General features: G+C 59.5%; 16 protein-coding genes and 1 pseudogene. 6 read left to right on the top strand and 11 right to left on the bottom strand.

Annotated features, from left to right (window positions below):
• Positions 1-200 precede the first annotated feature (200 nt).
• The 3 genes from ACK83U_RS27130 to ACK83U_RS27120 form a co-directional block, all read right to left on the bottom strand.
• Positions 201-2,297, bottom strand: a complete 2,097-nt coding sequence (locus ACK83U_RS27130) for a carboxy terminal-processing peptidase (RefSeq protein ID WP_112609999.1) — start codon at positions 2,295-2,297, stop codon at positions 201-203.
• Positions 2,298-2,846: 549 nt separating this feature from the next.
• A complete protein-coding gene (locus tag ACK83U_RS27125; RefSeq protein WP_412474942.1) occupies positions 2,847-3,896 on the bottom strand; it encodes a porin in 1,050 nt (349 codons plus the stop codon).
• Between the two features lie 622 nt (positions 3,897-4,518).
• Positions 4,519-6,003, bottom strand: a complete 1,485-nt coding sequence (locus ACK83U_RS27120) for a nucleobase:cation symporter-2 family protein (protein ID WP_112610001.1) — start codon at positions 6,001-6,003, stop codon at positions 4,519-4,521.
• A 317-nt stretch (positions 6,004-6,320) separates the two neighbouring features.
• Here ACK83U_RS27120 and ACK83U_RS27115 point away from each other — a divergent pair, with 317 nt between their 5' ends.
• The 3 genes from ACK83U_RS27115 (at position 6,321) to ACK83U_RS27105 (ending at position 9,602) form a co-directional block, all read left to right on the top strand.
• Positions 6,321-6,617, top strand: coding sequence for a hypothetical protein (locus ACK83U_RS27115; protein ID WP_412474941.1), 297 nt, complete (start codon positions 6,321-6,323; stop codon positions 6,615-6,617).
• A gap of 387 nt (positions 6,618-7,004) precedes the next feature.
• Positions 7,005-8,633: a thiamine pyrophosphate-binding protein gene (locus tag ACK83U_RS27110; protein WP_112610003.1), complete on the top strand. Its 1,629-nt coding sequence runs from the start codon at positions 7,005-7,007 to the stop codon at positions 8,631-8,633.
• A 327-nt stretch (positions 8,634-8,960) separates the two neighbouring features.
• The gene (locus ACK83U_RS27105) at positions 8,961-9,602 is read left to right on the top strand and encodes a Pr6Pr family membrane protein (protein ID WP_412474940.1); all 642 of its coding nucleotides are present in this window, start codon (positions 8,961-8,963) and stop codon (positions 9,600-9,602) included.
• A gap of 79 nt (positions 9,603-9,681) precedes the next feature.
• Here the strand turns inward: ACK83U_RS27105 and ACK83U_RS27100 are convergent.
• Positions 9,682-10,905 (bottom strand): annotated as a pseudogene (locus ACK83U_RS27100) (MFS transporter).
• 133 nt (positions 10,906-11,038) lie between these two features.
• Here ACK83U_RS27100 and ACK83U_RS27095 point away from each other — a divergent pair.
• A complete protein-coding gene (locus ACK83U_RS27095) occupies positions 11,039-11,632 on the top strand; it encodes a TetR/AcrR family transcriptional regulator (protein ID WP_162708075.1) in 594 nt (197 codons plus the stop codon).
• A 68-nt stretch (positions 11,633-11,700) separates the two neighbouring features.
• Here ACK83U_RS27095 and ACK83U_RS27090 read toward each other — a convergent pair whose 3' ends face one another.
• From ACK83U_RS27090 to ACK83U_RS27075, 4 genes are all read right to left on the bottom strand, one after another.
• Positions 11,701-12,732 carry an ABC transporter substrate-binding protein gene (locus ACK83U_RS27090; protein WP_112610007.1) on the bottom strand — a complete coding sequence of 344 codons (1,032 nt, stop codon included), beginning with the start codon at positions 12,730-12,732 and terminating at the stop codon, positions 11,701-11,703.
• Between the two features lie 34 nt (positions 12,733-12,766).
• Positions 12,767-13,537, bottom strand: a complete 771-nt coding sequence (locus ACK83U_RS27085; protein ID WP_112338221.1) for an ABC transporter permease — start codon at positions 13,535-13,537, stop codon at positions 12,767-12,769.
• On the bottom strand, positions 13,534-14,352 hold the full coding sequence (locus tag ACK83U_RS27080; RefSeq protein WP_112610009.1) for an ABC transporter ATP-binding protein: 819 nt from the start codon (positions 14,350-14,352) through the stop codon (positions 13,534-13,536). The genes ACK83U_RS27085 and ACK83U_RS27080 overlap by 4 nt, the downstream gene beginning before the upstream one ends.
• Positions 14,353-14,543: 191 nt before the next feature.
• Positions 14,544-15,104: a type 1 glutamine amidotransferase domain-containing protein gene (locus ACK83U_RS27075; protein ID WP_112610011.1), complete on the bottom strand. Its 561-nt coding sequence runs from the start codon at positions 15,102-15,104 to the stop codon at positions 14,544-14,546.
• 133 nt (positions 15,105-15,237) lie between these two features.
• Here ACK83U_RS27075 and ACK83U_RS27070 point away from each other — a divergent pair, with 133 nt between their 5' ends.
• Entirely contained in the window at positions 15,238-15,735 is a 498-nt protein-coding gene (locus tag ACK83U_RS27070) for a cupin domain-containing protein (protein ID WP_112610013.1), read from the top strand.
• 18 nt (positions 15,736-15,753) lie between these two features.
• On the opposite strand, the gene ACK83U_RS27065 is transcribed toward ACK83U_RS27070, so the two are convergent.
• Positions 15,754-16,452 (bottom strand): methyltransferase family protein, encoded by a 699-nt coding sequence (locus tag ACK83U_RS27065; protein ID WP_412474939.1) that lies wholly within the window; start codon positions 16,450-16,452, stop codon positions 15,754-15,756.
• A 158-nt stretch (positions 16,453-16,610) separates the two neighbouring features.
• Here ACK83U_RS27065 and ACK83U_RS27060 point away from each other — a divergent pair, with 158 nt between their 5' ends.
• Positions 16,611-17,558, top strand: coding sequence for a bile acid:sodium symporter family protein (locus ACK83U_RS27060; RefSeq protein ID WP_112610015.1), 948 nt, complete (start codon positions 16,611-16,613; stop codon positions 17,556-17,558).
• A gap of 81 nt (positions 17,559-17,639) precedes the next feature.
• On the opposite strand, the gene ACK83U_RS27055 is transcribed toward ACK83U_RS27060, so the two are convergent.
• Positions 17,640-18,257 carry a 4'-phosphopantetheinyl transferase superfamily protein gene (locus ACK83U_RS27055; protein ID WP_112610017.1) on the bottom strand — a complete coding sequence of 206 codons (618 nt, stop codon included), beginning with the start codon at positions 18,255-18,257 and terminating at the stop codon, positions 17,640-17,642.
• 7 nt (positions 18,258-18,264) lie between these two features.
• On the bottom strand, positions 18,265-22,308 hold the full coding sequence (locus tag ACK83U_RS27050; protein WP_112610019.1) for a Pls/PosA family non-ribosomal peptide synthetase: 4,044 nt from the start codon (positions 22,306-22,308) through the stop codon (positions 18,265-18,267).
• Between the last annotated feature and the right edge of the window lie 126 nt (positions 22,309-22,434).

Here is a 22,434-nt window from a genome sequence, read left to right as displayed (position 1 = left end):
TGATCTTATGGTCTTCGACCTGAAATCCGAATTCGCCTTGAAATCAAGGTGATAGAACGGGAGGTCGCCCGAAGGCCATCCACACTTTTTGGCATTTTGCTTTAGCCGCGAGTCTCATGCACCCGCAGCCGGCGAGGCGGTCGACGTCACGTCGGCGACGTCGATTCCTCGGCCGTGAGAGGCAGGATGGAACTCTGCGACTACTTTGCCGCGGCCCTGGACATGCCGGCCTGGAGGTCAGCCTCATCGGCAACGATGGAGGCCGCCTCGTTCTGCAGGATATCCTTTGCGTTCTTGCGGGCCTTCTCGATGGCGATATCGGCGCTCAAGCTGCGCTCATTGGCCTGCAGGCCATCATCCTCGCCGGTATCGATGCCATCATTCGCCTGCCCGCGCGCCTTGATGCGGTTTGCCTGGGCGGTCAGCTCGTTGCGACGTTCGGCTTCGTTGAGAGAGATGACCTTCTTGTCGCGCTGCTCCTTCAGCGTGGTGAGGTCTTCCACGAAGCGCTTATATTCCGGATCGTCCTTCACTCGCGCGTCATGGCGGCTTTGCAGCTGCGGCAGCAGCGCCTGGAGGTCACCCCAGGGCTTGTAGTTCGCGGGCTTCACCTGCGTCCAAGGCAGCGCGTTGTCGTAGCTGGATTCGCCGAAGGCCTTGAGGTCCGAAATTCCGGGCAGGCTGATATCCGGCGTCACGCCGCGCAACTGCGTCGTACCGCCGTTGATGCGGAAGAATTGAGCGACGGTCAGTTTCAGCTCGCCGAATTTCGGTTTCTGATTGTGGGCCACCTGATCGAGATTAACAACGGTTTGCACCGTGCCCTTGCCGAAGCTCGGTTCGCCGATGATCACGCCGCGCCCGTAATCCTGGATCGCTGCGGCGAAGATCTCGGAGGCCGATGCCGAGCCGCGATTGATCAGCACGCCGACCGGGCCGGTCCAGGCCGGGGCGGCAAGATCATCTCTTTCGACCTCCACTTCGCCGCCTGCATCGCGCTGCTGGACGACAGGACCCTTGCCGACGAAGAGCCCCGTCAGGTCGATCGCTTCCGACAGCGAGCCGCCGCCATTATTACGCAGGTCGATCAGGACGCCGTCGACCTTCTCCTGCTTCAATTCGCCGAGAAGCTTGGCGACATCGCGGCTGGCGCTGCGGTAATCCTTATCGCCCTTGCGCCGGGCTTCGAAATCCTCATAGAAAGCCGGCAGAGTGATCACGCCGATCCTGCGCGTCGTATTGCCGTCCTTCACGGATAGGATCGTCTGCTTGGCGGCCTGTTTGTCGAGGCTGATCTTGTCACGGACGAGACTGATGACGTGATGCTTGCCGTCCGGCCCGGCATCAGAAGGCAAAATGTCGAGGCGCACGACCGAGCCCTTGGCGCCGCGTATCATCTGCACGATTTCATCGAGCCGCGTGCCGACGACTTCCTTGATCGGGCCGTTCTCGCCTTGACCGACACCGATGATGCGGTCACCGACCGCAAGCTTGCCGGACAATTGCGCCGGGCCGCCGGCAACCAGTTCGCGGATCGTCGTATAGTCGTCCCTTTCCTGCAGGACCGCGCCGATACCGACCAGGGAAAGTTTCATCGAAATATCGAATTCCGCCGAGGCGGTCGCGCCGAAATAGTCGGTATGCGGATCGACTGACGTCGTATAGGCGTCCATGAACGTCTGGAAGACATCGTCGTTTTTGTATTTATAGGCGCGCTCCAGCGAGTTTTCGTAGCGTTTGTCGAGCGTATCGCGAATGGCGGCATCATCCTTGCCCGCCAGCTTTAGGCGCAGCCAGTCGTTCTTGACGCGTTTGCGCCAGAGATCATCGCTTTCAGCTTCGGTTTGTGGCCAAGGCTCCTTGTCACGCGCAAGCGCGTAGTCTTCCTTGGCGGTGAAATCCAGCTTCTGATTGAGGAGGCTGCGCGCATAGGTCATGCGATCGACGACGCGCTGCTCATAGACGTTGAAGATGGAAAACGGGATGTTCAAGTCTTCCTGATTGATGGCGTCATCGATCTTGGTGCTGCCCGCCATGAACTTGTCGATATCGCTCTGCAGGAAGATGACACGATCCGGATCGAGGGACTTGATGAAGCGATTCATGATCCGGGCGGAGAGAACGTCGTCGAGCGGAACGGGCTTGTAGTGGAAGCGCTGCAGAAATTGCGCCGTCAAATGAGCGGCCTGCGCCTGCTGCGGCAGCGGTGTCAAAACTGGCGGTGAACCGGCTTCCAGAGCATATGCCGATGACGCAAATGCCAGGAACAGGCAGAAGAAACCATATTTCGTACGCATCAAGTCTTGGCCCGATTCTCAACGTTAAATGTTCAATCTATAATCTAGGTGGAACAATTATGGTTTTTTGGCAACCGGACAGATGCTTTCCTTCGGGAAAGATTCTCGAAACATTTGTGTTACGCGAGTGCGAAGACGGTCTACACAGCCGCGAATACGAAGCTGGACCTACCGGATTCGACCTTGGAATGCCGTAGAAGATGCTGCGCGAAACGTTTCTTGGCCATGCCGAGGTGCATCGGGGATATCGTCCTCGGATTTTGAGGGGCAGAGGAGCTTTCTTGGGTCTCGCGACGGGCAATGTGCGACAACGGAGAGGCGAGCGAAAGCAATGTTAGCTCCCGGCGCGCCTTCATCGCAGTAGGCGCAGGCCACCAGGCCGAAAAGTTTCGCGTCGGTAACGCGTGCGCTTCCTCTCGCATAGCAGGGAGGCGCGTGTCATGCGGATTGGATATGGTAGCCGGTACGGCTTTAACGAATTGTGGAAGAAGACCCGGAGGGAAACCAGGTCTTCTTCCGTCTCTGATCGGAGGTCTAGTTCAGATCAGATTAGAAGCTGCGCTCGAAGCGAAGGATGCCAGCCCACTGGTCCTTGTTGATGGAGTCCCAGTTGGTGTAGGTGACTTCCGGCTCGATGAGCAGGTTCTTGACCGGCTTCCACTTGACGTTCGTGGTTGCCGAGAAGGTCTTGTTGTCGGTGTAGGCGAGCTGCAGGTTCCACTTCAGCTTTTCGTTGACCGGTACGCCAACGCCGCCCCAGACAGCCCAGTCGCCCCAGCTCTGGCCAATCGAATCGCCAGGCGCATACTTGTTGAGCTTCTTGCCGTCGGTGTTCCAGCCGCCCATCAAGAAGGCGTCGAATACGCCGAAGTCGGCATCGACACGGGCCTTGATGGCGCCTTCTTCGACGATCGAGTCGTAGCCGCCAACGACCTTGAAGGACCATGCACCAGCCTTGTAACCAGCACCGGCAACAACGTCAGGCAGGTAGTGGTTGGTGCTGTCTTCGCCGTTTGCGCCAGTTGCGCCCTTACCGGAGTTCGAGTCTTCAACCGAGATCACAGCCGTGAAGCCGTTGCCGGCGTCGTAGTTGTAGGTGATCTGGTTCAATTCGTACGGGCCATCAGCGATCACGTCGTCGTTGATGACGTCGCCGGCGTAGCCGGTGAAGACGTTGAACTGCGAGTCTTCCTTACCAACGGTGAAACCGCCGAGGCTGATGCTGGCGTGCAGCAGGTTGGTAGCCGTAGCGCCGCCGTCATTCCAGTCCCAACGCAGCTCGGTGTTGGTCTTCAGCGCACCGTATTCGGTGTCGGTTGCCGTCTGCAGCTGCAGCTCAGCACGCGTGTGCCATAGAGTGCCAAAGTGAGTGTCTGGGCTGTAGGCGTCGTACCACTTGCCTTCGGTACGAACCTTGCCGCCGATCTTGAGGCAGGTTTCCGTGCCCGGGATGAAGAAGTAGCCAGCACCGTATGCGTCGCAGATGCGAACGTATTCCAGCGGCTCGGGCTCAGCAGCGACGATTGCGTCAGCCGCGTGGGCGCCGGATACTGCTGCGAGCGCAGCAGCGGAGCCGAGAAGAAGGCTCTTGATATTCATTTTTTCTCCAATCGATTTGCCGGATCGGAACGTAGCCGGAGGTTTTCCACCACGTTCATCAATTAGGCGTTCCCTCTAACCGAAAGCCCGAAAGACTTTCGTATCGGCACGCTAGCGGTGCTTTTGACGCATCGGAATAGAATAATTCGGAGTTATAAAGTAATTATCGTCATAAATTCGTCAAAGATGCAAAAATACACCATAAAATCACACGATCTTAGTATGTATATGAAGTATATTAGAAATCTATACGTAATAAACGTACAAGATGTATGTTATTAATCGAAATTTTGTAAAAGTAATAAGTAAAGAATACAAACTATACAATAATTGCCGAGGTGTGCTTGCAGGGCGAATCCTGATGCGATCTCACCCAAGTCGGTTAGAGGGATTGCAGAAGGATCGGAGATCTGCGGGGGAGAGGCAAAGTGCCGCTCGGCAGTGCGCCTGAAGCCGAACTTGGCCGCAGGCCACTTGCGAACTCGGGCAATGCTTCAGCAGCCCATGTCCCCCGGCCAAATGGCTGGATTGCGAGATCGGCGCGATTGTGGGACCGCCCGGCCTACAAGGTTCTCAGCCGTGCAGAATGCTTTGAAGCCGCCGAAGCAGGTCCCTCTGTGGTTTAATGGGCTTCCGCGGGGACCAATGGAACTTCCGTGCCATTGGCGTCGTAAAGCTTACCGTTCAGGAAATAATCGCCGTCATGCAGGCCGGCAATATCCTGATAGCGGATCAGACGTTCCGTTCCCGCAACGAAGACCGATTGCTGATCCGAATTTCCGGTCGTCAGATGGTTGAACAGGAGGTTCAGCATGATCGCCATCAATGCCGCCGAGCTGATACCGGAGTGGAAGATGGTGATGATCCATGCGGGAAAATGCTCGTAGAAGCCAGGCGACGCGATCGGGATCATGCCGAAGCCAATCGAGGTCGCCACGATGATGAGATTCATGTTGTTCTCATAGTCGACCTTGGCGAGTGTGCGGATACCGCTTGCCGCGACAGTCCCGAAGAGGACGAGCCCCGCCCCGCCGAGTACGGAGCTCGGAACGGCGGCGACGATGCGGCCGACGATCGGCAGCAAGCCGAGAGCGACGAGAAAAAGGCCACCGGTCGCCACGACAAATCGGCTCTTGATGCCGGTCACGGCCACAAGGCCGACATTCTGGGCAAAGGCGCTCTGCGTGAAGGAGCCGACGACCGGGGCGAGGATGCTGGACAGCATATCGGCGCGCAAGCCGTCGCCGAGCCGGCGCGCATCGACCTTGGTGCCGACGATCTCGCCGACAGCGAGAATATCCGCCGAGGTTTCGACCAGTGTCACCATGATGACGATGCACATCGAGATGATCGCGGCAATATCAAACAAGGGATAGCCAAAATGGAAGATCTGCGGCAAAGCGACAAATGGCCCGTTCATTACTCGGGAGAAGTCGGCAATGCCGGCTACATAGGCGATCCCCGTGCCGATGATGATGGCGAGCAGGATCGAGAGCCTTGATATGGCAGCACTCCCCAGCTTGCTGAGCAGCAGCACGATCATGAGTGTCGCGGCGGCGAGCAGGACATTGGCCTGGCTGCCGAAATCCGGTGCATTCCTATTGCCGCCCATGGCCCAGCCCGCTGCGACCGGCATCAGCGTCAACCCAATGGTCGTGATGACGATGCCGGTGACGATCGGCGGAAAGAAGCGGGTGATGCGTGAAAAGACCGGCGTGATGAGAAGCCCGATGAAAGACGCTGCAATGACCGCGCCGAGAACGGCCTGTATGCCTCCATGCCCGGTAATGGCAATCATCGTCGCGACGCCGGAAAAGGATACGCCCTGCACGAGGGGAAGGCGGCTGCCGAAAAACGGTATCCCGATTGTCTGCAGGATGGTCGCAAGACCGCCGGCAAACAGCGATGCGGTCACGAGCAGGCCGACGTCGGCCGGCGTCAGGCCCGATGCCTGGCCGATGATCAACGGAACGGCGACAATGCCGCCATACATGGTCAAGACATGTTGAAGCCCGTAGGCCAGGTTGGCGCCGATGCTGAGTTTTTCATCTTCGGGGGGTAGGCGCGCGGTATTTTCCTCTGCTGCTGCCAAGGTAATCTCCTCCATACCTTTGCGTTTCTCGTTTCCTCCAAACGAGGGCTGCACGTTACGGCGTGCGCCGTCACAAGACTTTATAGAAAAATGCGAAACACCTTATCGGCAGGCCGCGCCCGGTTTCGTAGGCAGATACCGCTCTCCGCCGGCGGCCGTTTAAAAATGCCCGGTCTTGGTCCAACTGAGATAGGGCGAAAACTGATGTCGGCACGCATTGTCGCAGGACTTATGCATCTGCCGAACCAATACAGTCTCGGGAAAGACTGTATGTGCAGAGCCTATAGCAGAGTTACGATTCGAATATCATTCAGAAGATTTGGATGGATTGTATGAGCGAATACCAAAATAAGGCAGTCAAGCTGCTGGCTTCGACTGTGAGCGATGGGTCTCTAATGGATTTGAATGATCGCAGGGATGCATTTCTGCACAGAGCTCTGGAGCTTTATTTTGCGGCCGGTGGCACCGAAGATGCTATCCAGCCGATGGTTGAGAAAGTCTATTCGACGAGTAAGCCGCGCGTGGATATAGCCGTCGGCGATGTGCTCTATAAATTGGCCGGCATCGGTCACGCATGCGATATTGATATCATACAGGCAGGTTACAACAAGCTCGACGACGCCAGGTAGACATTTGCGGGCGAGCATTATCATCCCTGATAGAGGGCAGATGCCTTCCCAGGCCAATGATGAATGTTGCCAACGAGCCCGTTCCGTTGTGTGGATGCCTCGGGCTCTTAGCCAGCCCCCGCGGGTTTGCCTGCACCTCAACAGTGCCATCTCGGTGCCCGCTTCCCTTTAAAAAGGTTGAGATGAAACCGCACCATCAGCCTGAAAAGGGGCATGTTGAAACATCATATCCATATCCGCATATATCGTGCACATTATTTGATGAAGGGGTGATTATCGTGCGCAGAAAGAAGATTTTAATCTCCAAATCGCGCACCTCTTGCATGGCCTTGCTGATATTCTGAGCATCAATGATCTGCCGGGCTGCGGAAGGGGAAAATACAAAAAATGACCGACAATGCGATCTATGTGTACCAGTCGATTGCGCGTGCGGTTCGCGATCACGATGTCGGCACGATGTTCGGTCTCATGGGAGATGCCAACCTCTTTATTATCGACCATTATGTGCGCGGATGCGGCGGCCGCTTCGTGCCGGCAGCGCATGAGGGTAGTTCGGTCCTGATGGCGCTTGCCTATGCTCACGTCGCGGGCAGGGTGGGCGTGGCGAGCGTGACTCACGGTCCGGCTTTGACCAATTGCGTCACCGCGCTCACTGAAGGCGCCCGCGGTTCCATCCCCATGGTGCTCCTGGCGGGCGACACGCCGGTCGTCAACCCGCACCATCTGCAAAGCATCGACCAGCGCGAGGTCGTCAAGGCCACCGGCGCCGGCTTCGAACAGATGCGCTCACCGGAAACTGCAACCCGGGACGTTGCCCGCGCTTTCTACCGTGCCCGGGTCGAGCGGCGTCCGATCGTCTTGAACATGCCGGCCGATTTCATGTGGTGCGAACAGCCTCACGAGCGGGCTGTCTTCGAAGTCTTCGATGCTCCCGCATATGTGCCCGAGGGTGACGCGCTGGACAGGGCCATCGGCATGATCGCTTCGGCAAAGCGTCCGCTCATCCTCGCGGGTGGCGGGGCTTGTGGTGCGCGCGATCAGCTGATCCGGCTGGCGGATCGGCTGGAGGCTCCGCTTGCGACGACCTTGAAAGCAAAGGGGCTCTTCGGCGGTCATCCCTATAATATGGACATTTTCGGCACGCTCAGCACGCCTGCAGCCTATGACCTGATTGCCAGGACGGATTGCCTGATCTGTTTCGGAGCGGGATTGCATGATTTCACCAGCGACCGGGGCAAGCTCCTGAAGGGCAAGCGCATCGTCCAGATCGATATGGATGCGCGCGCCATCGGCAAGAACATTCATCCGGATGCAGCCCTGGTAGCCGATGCAGGATTGACGGCAGACAATTTCGTTCATTGGCTGGACGAGGCGGAAATTCCGCCGAGCGGCTTCACGCACGAACTGGATGTCCCCTCGCTCACCACCCACCCATCCGATCAGCGCGGCACGACGAATACGGGATATGTGAATTACATCTGGGCGCTCGAAGAGCTGGAAAAAGCTCTGCCGAAGAACAGGGTGCTTGTCACAGACGGCGGGCGTTTCATGACCGAGGTCTGGTGCCGGATTTCGGTCAGCGATCCCGGCAGTTTCGTCGTGACGGCAAATTTCGGCTCGATCGGCCTTGGGTTGCAGGAAGCAATCGGCGCAAGCGTTGCTGCGCCGGATCGACCGGTGGTGCTTTTCACCGGGGATGGCGGTTTCATGATGAGCGGCGTCAACGAGTTCAATACGGCCGTGCGTCTTGGGCAGGACCTGATCGTCATCGTCTGCAATGATTCCGCCTATGGTGCCGAACATATCCAGTTTCGCGATCGGAAGATGGACCCCGGCCTCACTCTGTTCAACTGGCCCTCATTTGCCGAGGTCGCGACCGCGCTCGGCGGTTACGGTATTGCGGTCAGCTCGGCCGACGAGCTTGAAAGCGCCCTGGGCGCCATCCGGAATCGCAATCGCCCGGTGCTGATCGAGCTGCGCCTCGATCCCAATGACGTGCCGCGCATGCGCATCTGACGATCTCCTGCGAGGGCACGAGAGGCAAAGCCGCTTTCAGGGCTCAACATGTCGACATCGACTTGGCCAAGAGCTGTCGTGACCTCATGGCCGAAGGATTTCGTCGGCCGTTCGATGCTTGCTTTTGATTTGCCGCAATCGAATGGTCTTCTGCGAGACGGTATATGCCTCCAATACCGTCGATCTTGCCGCGGTGGGCGGCGGATTGGCGGAAGTTTCAAGGCGCGCCTTGTCCTCAATGAGCTATAGAATTTCGATGAAATCGAGCGAGTCGATGTTGAATTCCCTCAGCCTCCGCTCTGGCGTCAATTCAGCGGGCGGGGGATCATGGCAGGCTTGATTCGCCTCTATCGCTATCTGCTTGCCCTGCTTGCTTTGTCGGGTATCGCGATCTCATATATCGCCATCATACCCGGCGCGCATGTTTCGCGGCTGACGATGACGGTGAATTTCTTCAGCTATTTCACCATTCAGTCCAATCTTCTCCTCGCCGCGATACTGCTTTGCGCGCAAATCGCGTCGCGCTCGTCGATTGGCCGATGGGCGAGCACGCCGTCGATCCGAAGCGCTGTTCTCATTTACGTCGGGATTGCGGGTATTGTTTATGTTTTGATGCTAAGGGACGTTTGGCACCCTCGCGGCTGGCAGCTGCTCGGAGACCAGATACTCCATTATTGTGTTCCGGTGCTGTATGCCCTGGATTGGATTTTTCTGAGTGAACGCGGCAGGCTTTCCTGGCGCGATGTGCTCTGGTGGCTGGCTTTTCCCGCAGCCTATTCCGCTTATACGCTTGCGCATGGATATATCTCTCACTTCTACCCATACCCGTTCCTGGACGTTGGCGATATCGGCCTTGAAGCCGTCCTGGTGAACATGGGGCTGCTGGCAGCAGCCTTTCTGGTTCTGGGAGGGGTGCTGACTTTTCTCGACTGGGTCAGCGCCCGGCAACGGGTCTTTCGGCGCGCATAGGTTGCGGGAATAGGCAAAGTTGTCCCCGGGCACATTTGTCGCGGAGCAATATGCCGCTGCAGGCGGCTCTCCTGTCTCCTTATTCGGCCAGCTGTGTAGCGGTGGCGGAGCTGGGCGCCCCGGTGCCGGAAAGGCTTGCCTGGCCGAGCGCTATGACGAGGACGGCTGCGATAGTTGCCGCGACTGAAACCCAGAAGCCGTTCGCGGGGCCGAAACTATCCACCACCCAGCCGGAGACGAAGGCGCCGAGTGCCATGCCGATACCGATGCCGGTCATGACTCAGGTCACTCCTTCCGTCAGCATGGCCTCCGGTACGCGGCGTTCGATCAATCCGAAGGCAGTGATGAAGGTCGGTGAAATGGCGACGCCGCTGAGGAAAACGGTAAAGGCGAGCATTGCGACCGAGGTGTTGGCTACAAGAAGCGGCAGGGAGGTGATGGCAAGGACGGTGGCGGCTACCAGCAGCTGACGTTGCAGAGGCATTTTGAGGTTCAGTGCTCCAATGATGAGGCCGACGATGAAGGAGCCGAGGGCATAGACACCGATGACGATACTCGCGGCACTCGGTTCGCCGAGCTGCTTGGTGATGGCCACAGCACTGACTTCCGCCGTAGCGAAGGTGGCTCCGACGAAGATCAGCGCGAGCGTGATGATCTGGACCGGCCGCTGCCAGATCGCCGAGTGCTGCGGCGCTTCGGCATCGATTGCACGAACCTTGGGCTCCGTCGATCGCTGCATCAGGAAGGCTGCTGATCCGATCGCGAGGAAGATGGTGCTGGCGATCATCCCGGCTTCCGGGAACAGTGAGACGGCAAGTCCAACGGAAAAGGATGCGCCGGTGATGTAGACGAGCTCATCGGCTGCCGATTCGAATGCGAAGGCCGTGTTCAACTCGGGCCGGTCTCGAAAGATTTCCGTCCAGCGCGCGCGTACCAGGGCAGGTATGCTTGGCATGACAGCCGCGAAAAAGGCCGATGCGAACAGTGTCCAGGCGGGCCAGCCCTGATTTGCCGCGACGACCAGAATGATGAAGGCGACGACCGAAACGATGGTGGTCGGCACGACAACGGCACTTTGACCGAGCCGGTCGACGAGGCGCGATATCTGCGGCGAGACGAAAGCATTTGTCAGAGCGAAGGTGGCCGAAACCGCGCCGGCCAGCCAATATTCGCCACGCGTCTGCGACAGCATGGCAACGATGCCGATCGGCGCCATGGCAAGCGGAAGACGTGCGAAGAAGGCGGCGGCTGAAAAGCCCTTGGCCCCGGGCGCTCGGAAAATCTCTCTATATGGATTGGACATCGGAACATTCCCCGAATTGAACGAGATTGCGTACGCATACGCGGCGTATGTCAATGGATAATTGCATACGTCGCGTATGTCAACTAATATACGCAGCGTATGCAAGTGAATGCAGAGAGCCGACGGAGACGCAATGCGCAAACCTCGCAGTGAAATGATTGCCGAAACGCGAGCCAAGCTGCTGACCGCCGCCCGTAAAGCATTCGGCAGCGTCGGCTATGCCGAGGCATCGATGGATGATTTTACAGCGACGGCGGGGCTGACGCGAGGGGCCCTTTACCACCACTTTGGCGATAAGAAGGGCCTGTTGCAGGCCGTGATCAACGAGATCGATGCCGAAATGACCGCAAGGCTCTGTCAGATCTCATCTCAAGCACCGTCGCGCTGGCAGGCGTTCGTTGACGAGAATGTCGGTTACGTCGAGATGGCGCTGGAGCCGGAAATTCAGCGCATCATGTTTCGTGACGGTCCGGCCGTGCTCGGCGAACCCTCAGGGTGGCCGAGCGCCAACGGTTGTATCGCCACGATTACAGAAAGCCTTCGCTGTCTTCACGAAGACGGTATCATCGTCGATATTGACCCGGAAGCGGGCGCTCGCCTGATCAATGCGGCAAGCAGCTGCGCGGCGCAATGGATCGCCAATTCGGACGATCCAGAGACGACCTCGAAACGGGCGGTCGGCGCATTTCGCACCTTTCTCGAAGGATTGCGGGTCGAGAAGGGCTGATTTGCGTAGCGACGTGACGCCGTGGACGACGGCGGCACTCGGGTTATCGCTTGTCGTCCATTGCGCGATCAGGTCTTTGCGGCCTTGGCAAAGGTCGGATCGAATGTCTTCTCAAAGGGCACGTCGGCATTGGCGAGTTCGGGATCGAGCGTTTTCAGGACGCCCATCATGGAATTATAGCCTTCCATCGTGACCATGCCGTCCGGGGAATACATTTCCTTGGAATTCTTGAAGGCCTGCATATAGAGGTCGCGATTGCCGAGCAGATATTCCTCCGGAACGACGCCCGCGACATCTTCGGGGCTTGCTGCCGCGATCCATTTCAGGGCCTTCATGAAGGCATTGACCGTCTTTTGCGCGGTGATCGGATTCTCTTTGGCAAATTCGCGCTTGATGTAGACGGTCGCGGCCGGGTTCGGACCACCGAAAAGCGCACGCGTACCGGCCTCGGTGCGCGTATCCAGAAGCACCGTGATGTCGCCGTCATACTGCAATTGCGCGATAACCGGATCGAGATGAGAAAGGCCGTCGATCTGACCGCTCTTGACCGCGGCAACCGCGCCGGCCCCGCCGCCGACGCCGATCAGCGATGCATCATCGGTCTTCAGCCCGTTCTTCAGCATGGCATATTGGAACATCAGCGCCGTCGAGGAGCCTGGCGCGGTCACGCCGATCTTACGGCCCTTCATGTCCGCCATCGACTTGATCTCGCCGGCGAGATCCTTGCGCACGGCGATGACGATGCCCGGGAAGCGCCCGAGATTGCAGATCGCGACGATATCCTGCCCCTTGTTCTGCATGCGGATCGTATGTTCATAGGCACCGGCGACGACATCGAGGGAGCCGCCGATCAGGCCTTCGAGCGATTTCGAACCGCCGGCGAAATCATTGATGGTGACATTGAGACCTTCTTCCTTGAAGAAGCCTTTTCGCTCGGCGATCGTCAGCGGCAGGTAATAGAGCAGCGGCTTGCCGCCGACGCCGATCAACAGATCCTGCTTTTCCGGTTTCGCATCCTGTGCCGCGGCGGGCAGGATGCCGGCAAGCGATGCGCCGATACCGAAGCTTGCCGTCCCGATCAGAAATGTCCTGCGTTCCATATCCTTGTTCCTCCACTTCGCTATTCTCGATGCGCTATTGGCCGCGCCAGGAGAGCAGGCGCCGTTCGACCATCGTCATGACCCAATCCACCAGCAGGACGAATGCGGTCAGAACCACCATGCCCGCAAAGACGCCCGTCACATCAAAGACACCCTCAGCCTGCTGGATGAGATAGCCGAGGCCGGCGGCCGAGCCCAGATATTCGCCGACAACGGCGCCGACGACGGCAAAGCCGACTGAGGTATGCAGGCTGGAAAACACCCAGGAAAGCGCGGATGGCAAATAGACATGGCGCAACAGCTGTCGCTCGTTCATACCGAGCATCCGGGCGTTGGACAGCACCGGCTGGCTGACCTCCTTGACGCCCTGATAGACGTTGAAAAAGACGATGAAGAAGACGAGGGTGATGCCGAGCGCGACCTTCGACCAGATACCGAGGCCGAACCACAGCGCGAAGATCGGGGCGAGCACGACGCGGGGCAGTGCATTGGCCGCCTTCACATAAGGGTCGAAGACGGCGGCAATCAGCGGTCGGCGCGCGAACCAGAAGCCGAAGACGATGCCGCCGAAGGCGCCGAGCAGAAAGGCCAGGATCGATTCCGATAGCGTGATCCAGAGGTGATACCAGATCGATCCGGTCGCAAACCATTGAATGACGCGCTGCGCCACCTTGAGCGGATCGGCAAAGAAGAAGGATATGGTTTTCGGGTTGCCGAAAAGGCCGGTATTCGTTGCGAGATGCCAGATAGTCAGAAGGGCCACAGCCACCAGGATTTGCAGCAGGAGAAGGAGAGAACGGTTCATGCGATCTCTCCGCTGCTCTGGCGATAGGCAGTCATCACCTCATCGCGCAGCGCCTGCCAGATATCACGATGCAGTCGGTTGAATACGGGATCGTGGCGTATCTCGCCGATATCGCGCGGTCGCTCCAGAGGGACCTTGAAATCGCCGATGATGCGGGATTTCGGACCGGCCGACATGATGACGACCCGGTCGGCAAGGGCGATTGCCTCATCGAGATCGTGGGTGACGAACATCACCGCCTTGCGGTCCTCGGACCACAGTTTCAGCAGCAGGTCGCCCATGATCAGGCGGGTCTGCGCATCGAGCGGCCCGAAGGGTTCGTCCATCAGCAGCAGTTTGGGATTGCGGATGAGCACCTGGGCGAGGCCGACACGCTTGCGCTGGCCGCCTGAGAGCATACGCGGGAAACGATCGGCGAATGTGGCAAGACCGACGCGCCCCAGCCAATCCCGCGCAATTCGTCTCGCCTCGGCCGTATTCGTTCCCGCGATCTCTAATCCGATCGCAACATTCTCGAGAACCGTTTTCCACGGCATCAGCGAATCCTGCTGGAAGAGATAGCCTGCCTGCTTATTGATGGATTTCAGCGGCTGGCCGAAGACTTCGACCGTCCCTGACGCCGGCGTCAAAAGGCCCGCCGTCGCATTGAGAAGGGTGGATTTGCCGCAGCCTGTCGGCCCGACGATGGCCACGAACTCATGCGCTCCCACGTCCAGATTGGTCGCTGCTACAGCATCGAACCGTGTCCTGCCGGCTATTTCAAAGGAAATCGCCACCTGCTTCAGGCTGACCGCCCTCACAGCCTCCATCGTCATGCCCTGCTTTCCTCCCCGATATCCGTCTACCTCCGGCGGACATCAGGCATTGTCATGTCCGGCCAACAGATCAAAGCATGCCCGGCCAGTCAATATGCGGATTGGCTCTGCTCCCGCTCTGCTGCCGGGAAAAGATGCGAAGCCCCGACAGTTGCTGCCGGGGCTTCGCAAGTTTCATTGGAATCGGGCGGTCAGGCTGCACGACGCCGGTGCCGGCCCTCCTGAACTTCCTCGACGATCTTGTCGACGAAGGCCGGAAGATCGTCGGGCGACCTGGACGTGATGATGCCTTCATCGGTCACGACCTTTTCGTCCTTCCAGGTCGCACCAGCATTTTTGACATCCGTCTTGATGGACCAATAGGAGGTTGCCTGGCGTCCTCGCAATGCGTCGGCCTCGACGAGCAGCCAGGGTGCGTGGCATATGGCGGCGACCACCTTGCCGGAATTCAGGAACTCGCGGACGACACGCATGGCGTCTCCTTCGAGGCGCAGCTTGTCGGGATTGATCTGGCCGCCCGGCAGCACCAGCGCATCGAACTGGTTCACGTCGACATCCTTGGCCAGGAGATCGACGTCGACGCTGTCGCCCCAATTGGTCTTGTCCCAGCTCTTGATGCTGTCCTTCTTCACGGAGGCAATCTTGACGTCGGCGCCACGCTTGCTGAGTTCGTCGAGCGGAACGCGGAGCTCTGAACGTTCGTAGCCGTCCGTTGCCAGAATGAGAATATGTGCGGAATTGATGGAAGGCATGATCTATCCTTTCGCTGTATCGTTGATCGGATGCCCGTTTCCAAACCCCAGCGGCAGGCAATCGTTCCCGAATTTCCGCGGGAACCGCAGCGAGGTCCGGCGGTTATGATGGCAATCGACAGGGAGAGAACGGATGGAGCAGGCAATCCAATTCGAGCAGTCCGGCTGGGTTCCCAACAACAGGCGATTTCCGGTTATCGTCTATCGGCAGGTGCTTGACGGCCCCGACAGGGCAGGGGCTTTCGAACGGCTATTTCAGACCAATGGGTGGGGTGGCCTCTGGCGAAACGGCGTCTATTCCTTTCACCATTTTCATTCGACGGCCCATGAAATATTGGGCATCGCCGCGGGTCAGGCCCGGCTGATGATCGGTGGACCCGCCGGTAAGGAAATCGCGGTCCAAGCCAGCGATGCCCTGCTGCTGCCGGCCGGAACCGGCCATTGTCGGCTGGAGGCGAGCAACGACCTGCTCGTGATCGGCGGTTATCCGCCAGGTCAGGAGGCCGATCTCTGCCGGGAAATGCCAACGGCCGAGCAGCAGGCGATGATCGACGAACTTGGCATACCGGCAAGGGATCCGCTGAAAGGAGAGGCTGGTGGCCTCCGCTCCCTTTGGCATGGCAACACCTAGCGCCGGTGAAACAGAGCGTCACCAGATACCCGGCAGCAATCGGAATCGAACGCGCTTGGAATAGTCGGCATAGCCTTCCAACTCGCTATGAAGCAGCGCATCTTCCCAACTCGTGCGCAGGATCAGCACGGCGCTTGCCCAGGCGGCAGGGATCAAGGCCCACCAGGAACCCAGTGCCAATGCCAGTCCCGCAAATACCAAGATCGCGCTGACATAGCCGGGATGACGCACGTAGGCGTAGGGACCGTCGCTGATGACGTGCTGGCCGCGTTCGCGCTGGAGGCGCACGCCGGGCTCAAAGAAGCGATTGACCGCCTGAGCCCATGTCGCGAGCGCGATGCCTGCCGCGAGCAGGAGATAACCGAGGATCACGATGAAGGTTGGCATTACCGACCATTCCATCCTGCCGGCATCCAGGGCTCCAAGCGGTATTTCGGCGATCATGCCCAGGAAGATCAGCGAGACCAGGATGAGATCCCAGCCTTTGGTTCCGGCCTGGAAGCGGCTGCGCGCTTGGAAGATGACCGGATTCACGCGCCGCATGATCAGAAACGCTATTCCATAGCTCACCACCAGGAACGCGATGAAGACCCATCCAGGCCGCCAGTCGAGACGACCGGCGGGCAGAAAGATAAGTACGAGCAGCGCCAGCGGCAGTCCGATCGCGTAGGATAAGGCCTTCGTGCGGGACATCGGCTCGGGCTCGGTAACGGTCATGTATTGGCTCCTCGCAGGACAAACCTGCTGTGCTCGTCGACAGATTCATACCGTATCGATGATGGAAGTGGACGGATCGAGCGGTTCGAAGCCTTGACACCCGATGCGCCGGGTTTAGACCGGCCGAATGTCATTGTGCTCCCTCCCCCGGAGATTCCATGAAATTCCTGGCATCCTTTTCCGCCTTCGTCGGCAAGACCTTTTCCATATGGGTCATCCTGTTTGCCGTCCTCGGTTTTTTCCTGCCCGACGTCTTCAAGCAGCTTGCCCCTTGGATCGTCGTGCTTCTCGGCATCATCATGTTCGGCATGGGACTGACCATATCCGTTGACGACTTTCGCGAGCTGGCGCGTCGTCCCCATGAGGTCGCGATCGGCGTCATTGCACATTTCGGCATCATGCCGGCGCTGGCACTGCTTCTGACGCGGATCATTCCGATGCCGCCGGAAGTCGCCGCCGGCGTCATTCTGGTCGGCTGCTGCCCGGGCGGCACCTCGAGCAATGTCATGACCTATCTTGCGCGCGGCGACGTAGCGCTGTCGGTCGCATGCACGAGTGTGACGACGCTGGCTGCGCCGATCGTCACGCCGTTCCTCGTGTGGATGTTCGCAAGCCAGTATCTGCCCGTCAATGCCTGGTCGATGTTCATTAGCATCGTGCAGGTCATCATCCTGCCGCTTCTGCTCGGTTTTGTCGCGCAGAAAGCCGTGCCGGGTCTGGTTCGTGCGGCAATACCGGTTCTGCCTCTTGTCAGCGTCATCGGCATCGTACTGATCGTTGCGGCTGTCGTCGGTGCGTCGAAGGCGGCCATCGTGCAGTCCGGCCTGCTGATTTTTGCCGTCGTTATCCTGCACAACGGCCTTGGCTATCTCTTCGGCTACTATGCATCGAAAGTGCTCGGACTCAATTTCTACAAGCGCAAGGCGCTGGCTATCGAAGTGGGCATGCAGAATTCCGGCCTGGGTGCCGCGTTGGCGACGGCCTATTTCTCGCCGATCGCCGCGGTTCCCAGCGCCATCTTTTCCGTCTGGCACAATATTTCCGGCGCGACGCTGGCAAACTGGTTTGCCTCGCGCGAAGACGCCGACGCACCGCCGCGTCCCTGAAATATCTACGCTTGCGGGAAGGCGCGGGTCCTTCTGCCACCGCCTTTCTAGCCGGGCTGCTCGCAGCCGAGGGATCGTCGCTCAGCGCATATCCCTAGCAAGGGCACAATAGACGGATTGATCCGCAGCGTTGGAAAATCGAGTCACTGCGAGCGCAATCGGCGGCAGCCGCGACCCGGCGCCAAGATGGATCGTTGCGCCATCGGTGCGGAGGAGGTTCAGCTGCGCCGCCAGATCAGGTTCGTCCAGCCCGTCGAAAATACCGCGGCCGCTTATCTTCAAGGCCGCCTCCTTGGCGACCCAGAGTCGGTAACAGACCTCCAGCGCCGCTGCGCTATCGAGTGTGGCCACGGCGGCCGCTTCCCGTGGCGAGAAGTGGTCGGCGGCAAAGGCCACCGGTTCGAAACCATTGATATCTTCGACCTCTATATCCACACCGACAGCGCTACCAGCCGCAAAACCTGCCAGCAGCAGATCGGTGCGATGCGAAAGCGAAACGCCTAGCTCGTGATACGGAGGCCTTAACGCCGGCCGCTCGCTGGGACGGCGATAGATGGAAAGATCGTCCCGTTGTGTGGCTTCTCTCAAGGCTATTTGCGCGATCTGATCACGCTCTGCTCGTCCGCCGGGCATCGGGCGGACGAGGATGGCGATCGCATCAGCGACCGCCAGGACGACCTCGAATCGAGGGGTCGTCATACCGCGCTCACGCAGCGGCGGAGGGCAGGGTCTCTTTGTGAGCGACCGGAGCCGGCTCCTGCTCGGCTTGAACTGCCTGGGCGGGTGCGCCAACCCACGACGTGCCCTGCGGAATGGCCTCACCCTTCATGACCAGGGTCAGCAATCCGATTTCGGCGAAATCACCGACATTGGCCTCGTAAAGCACGGTGCTGCCTGAGCCGATGGAGACGCCTTCGCCGATCGTGATGCGGCCGACCTTCATGATGCGGTCTTCATAGAGATGGGTCTGCGGGCAGGATCCCATATTGAGAACCGCATGGTCGCCGATATGGGTGCAATCGAATTCGCAGATATCGGTGCTGTTGATCCACGCACCCTGGCCGATCTTGGCGCCGAAGGGACGGAGCAGCCAGGGCAGGAAAGGCGTGCCGCGCAGATAGTCGAGCAGCATCTTGCTGGCGAGACCGCCGTAAAACACCGCAACGGCCTCGGTACGCATCGCCCACCACGACCACATCGGCCGGTTCATCGGCTTGTAGGTGCCAATCAGCGTCCATTTGAATGCGACGGCGACGAGATAGAGGATGCCAGAGGTCGCCAGGCCCGCGGCCATCAGTGTCCAGAATAGGCTGCCCCAGGCACCATTGTCGATTTCGCTGGCCAGCATGTCGGACATTGCGAGTGCCATGACGATCAGGATGGCTGTCGGCAGCGATGTGTGCATGGCCTCGAACAGGATGCGCACAAGGCGCATGCGGAGCGGCGGTGCATAGGTGGTGTTCGCAGCCGCCTCCAGCCTCTCGCGCGTCGGGAATTGGAAGGCGGGGCTGCCGCACCAGGTTTCACCCGATTTGACGTGTAGGGAGTCGGGCAGGCGCGTCTTGATGCCGATGAGCGAATCGCTCTCGATCACCGCACCCTGCGAGATGACGGAGGAGTTGCCGAAGAAGCAGCGATCGCCGGTCTTCAGGCGCTTGAGTATCATCCAGCCGTTCTGGATTTCCTCGTCGCCGAAGATGGTCTCGTCACCAATGAAGTTATCGCGGCCCATTTCGATCAGATCGTAGCGACCGGCGAAGTTTGCCGAGATCTCCGTGCCCTTGCCGATCTTGGCCCCCATCAGGCGGTACCAATTACGCATGAAGACGGTCGCGTAGAGCGAATTCAGGGTTTCGAGCATGGCCTCGGTGGTCAGGCCGACGACCCATTTGCGGAAATAAAGATTGCCGAAGATGGAGTAGCGGCCCGGCACGACGCGAGGCAACAGCACCCATCTGAGCGCCACGACGACAGCCATGGACACGACGATCAGCAGGAAGGCGGCCGGCCAGGAGAGCGCGGCGATCATCCCCCACGACAAGGCCTCGTCGGAGCCGGGCGCATAGATCTGCTGCACGGCAGAGAACAGATAGAAGGCCGGGAAGATCGGCAGCAGGCCGACGACAAGGCTGAGATTGTAGGCAACGAAATAGGCTGCGAACTGGAAGACGCGTCCGACGGTTCCAAGCTCCGGATGGGCGGGCATATCTTCGTGCTCGGCATGCCCGGTCTGGCGGGCGGGCGAGCCGTCCCAGCGCGTATGGGCTTCGACATGCGTGCCAGCGGCAATCGCCGTCAGATCGCCGATGACGGCACCATCGTCAATCTTGACGTTGTGACCGATGACGGAGCCATTGCCGATCTGCACGCCTTCGCCGATATCGATCGTGCCGACATGGATCTCGTTGCCGATGACTTCGACATTGGCGAGCTTGATCTTGACGCCGAGGCTGGATCTTGCACCGATGCGCACAAGGTCGATCGCACCCTCTTCGAACTCGTCGATCATCGCGTCCTTGCCGACCTTGGCGCCGAGTGCGCGCATATAGACGCGGATAAGTGGCGAACCTTTGAGGAATTTCGGAGCGGTGAGCTGTACGATGCGCTGCATCAGCCAGAGGCGGAAATAATAGGTGCCCCAGAGCGGATAAACGCCTGGCCGTGTGCGGCCGATCACAAGCCACTTCAACGCCACGACGATCAGCTTCTCGCCGAGATTGAGACCGAGGTAGACGCCGCCGAGAATGAGGATTTCATTCCAGAGCGATGCACCGTCATCGATCAGCAGGATCGAGGCAAGCAGCAGGCCGATCCATTGCAGCGTTGCGATCGCGACGATGAAGGGCAATACCACGGCTTGAGCGAGACCGCAGAAAAAACGCCGGCGCCACGGCACCGGTTCGAAACTCCTGCGCTCCTGTCCCGAGGTGCTCTCGGCGCGCTGCTCCAGGATCGCGGCAATGCCACGCAGCGTGCGGCCGGCATAGACGTCGCGCAGGGCGATGCTGGCGAGCAGCGGGATCTTGCGCACTTCGGAAACAAACCGGGCCGCCAGCATGGAATGGCCGCCGAGTTCGGTGAAGAAATCCGCTTCGAAGCCGATGGAACGCAGCCGAAGCGCCTCGGTCGCGGCCTTCAGCAGCTGTGCTTCCGTCCATGTGCGCGGCGGCTCTTGTGCCTGGGTCGGCTGGTCGGCTACGAGCGGGATCGCGGCCAGCGTCTTGCGGTCTATCTTGCCGGAAGGAAGCCGCGGCAGAGAGACATGACTATGCCAGGCGGCCGGTACCATGTAGGGCGGCAGCTTGGTTGCAAGCACGGCGCGGGCCTTGTCGCGATCGAAGCTGCTACCCGTGGTAACGATGTGGGCGACCAGCATGTCCTCGCCATCCGGCGGGCGGTGCACGACGACGGATGCGGCCTTCACGTCGGGAAGTTCGCCCACGACGGTTTCGATCTCGCCGAGCTCGATGCGATAGCCGCGAATCTTGACCTGATCGTCGATGCGCCCGAGGAAATGGAGCTGCCCTTCCTCGTCCATCAGCACGGCGTCGCCGCTGCGGTAAAGCACCGGATCGTCATGGCCTGCGAAGGGGTTGGCGACGAATTTTGCGGCGGTCAGCTGCGGCAGGTTTCTGTAGCCGGCAGCAACGCCCGGTCCGCCGATCAGCAATTCGCCGGTATCGCCGCGAGCAACGAGCAGCAGGTTTTCGTCGACGACGTAGGCGGTCGTGTTGGCGATCGGGCAGCCGATCGTGATCGGTCGGGAAGGATCGAGTTCGGCGTAGGTTGCAACCACCGTCGTCTCGGTCGGGCCGTAGGTATTGATCAGGCGCCGGCCGGCTTTGGAAAAGCGGCTGACGATCGCCGGAGGGCAGGCTTCGCCGCCGACGATGATGACGCGCAGGCTTTCGACGTCACGTTCCAGCATAGTGAGCAGGGTCGGTACGGTGTCGATGACCGTGATCTTTTCCGCTTCGAGCACATCCGCGAGCCTGTCCAGCTCCGCCATGACGGCGGACGTCGCAACCTTCAGCGTCGCGCCGACCAGATAGGGAACGAAGATTTCTTCGAGCGAAAGGTCGAAGGCGACCGAAGCTTGCTGCAGAACGACGTCCGATTCGACCATGCCGAGGACGTCGTTACCGGCGCGCAGATAATGGCAGATATTCCGGTGCGTGATGACGATGCCCTTCGGCTTGCCAGTGGAGCCGGACGTATAGATGGCATAGGCCGGATCATCGTGAGCGGCGGCGCGGGGCGCGACGCCATCATCGTCTTCTGCGAGCAGTGCCTTGAGGATCAGGGTTTGGCCGTCGAATTCGGGCGCGAGGGCCGCCTTTTCATCATGCGTCAGCAGCCATTTCGCGCCGCAATCGGCGAGGCTGACGGCCACGCGGTCGGCAGGGGCAGCGGCATCGAAGGGAATATAGGCAGCGCCGGCCTTGAGAATCGCCAGAAGTGCGACATGTAGCTCGAGGGAGCGCTGGAACCAAAGGCCGATGAAATCGCCGGGGCCGATGCCGCGACGGCTGAGCGCACGCGCTGCCTCATCGGAAAGCCGGTCCAGTTCGGCATAGGTCATCGCCTGGTTGGTTCCGATCAGGGTCAGTGCCGTCTTGTCGGGGCTGCGGGCAACCGTGGCCTTGAAGATGTCCACCAGGGTTTCATTGCGGACGAACTCAGGCCGAATGCCGCCTGAGGAGACCGAGAGGCTGGCATTTGGGGTAATCGAAGAAATCTGGATAGTCATGGTATCTTCTGCGGAACGAAACTCGGCACAATCAGCGTGCCATCTGCCCGTGCTTATACACCCTTCAATTTGCAGCTCTCTTACGGGCGTTGTCAGTGAATTGTAATGTTGGGAAAGCTATGCTTG

Source organism: Rhizobium sp. WW22, assembly GCF_047041135.1.
Lineage (GTDB): Bacteria > Pseudomonadota > Alphaproteobacteria > Rhizobiales > Rhizobiaceae > Rhizobium.
This window is presented reverse-complemented; position numbering and strand designations above follow the sequence as displayed.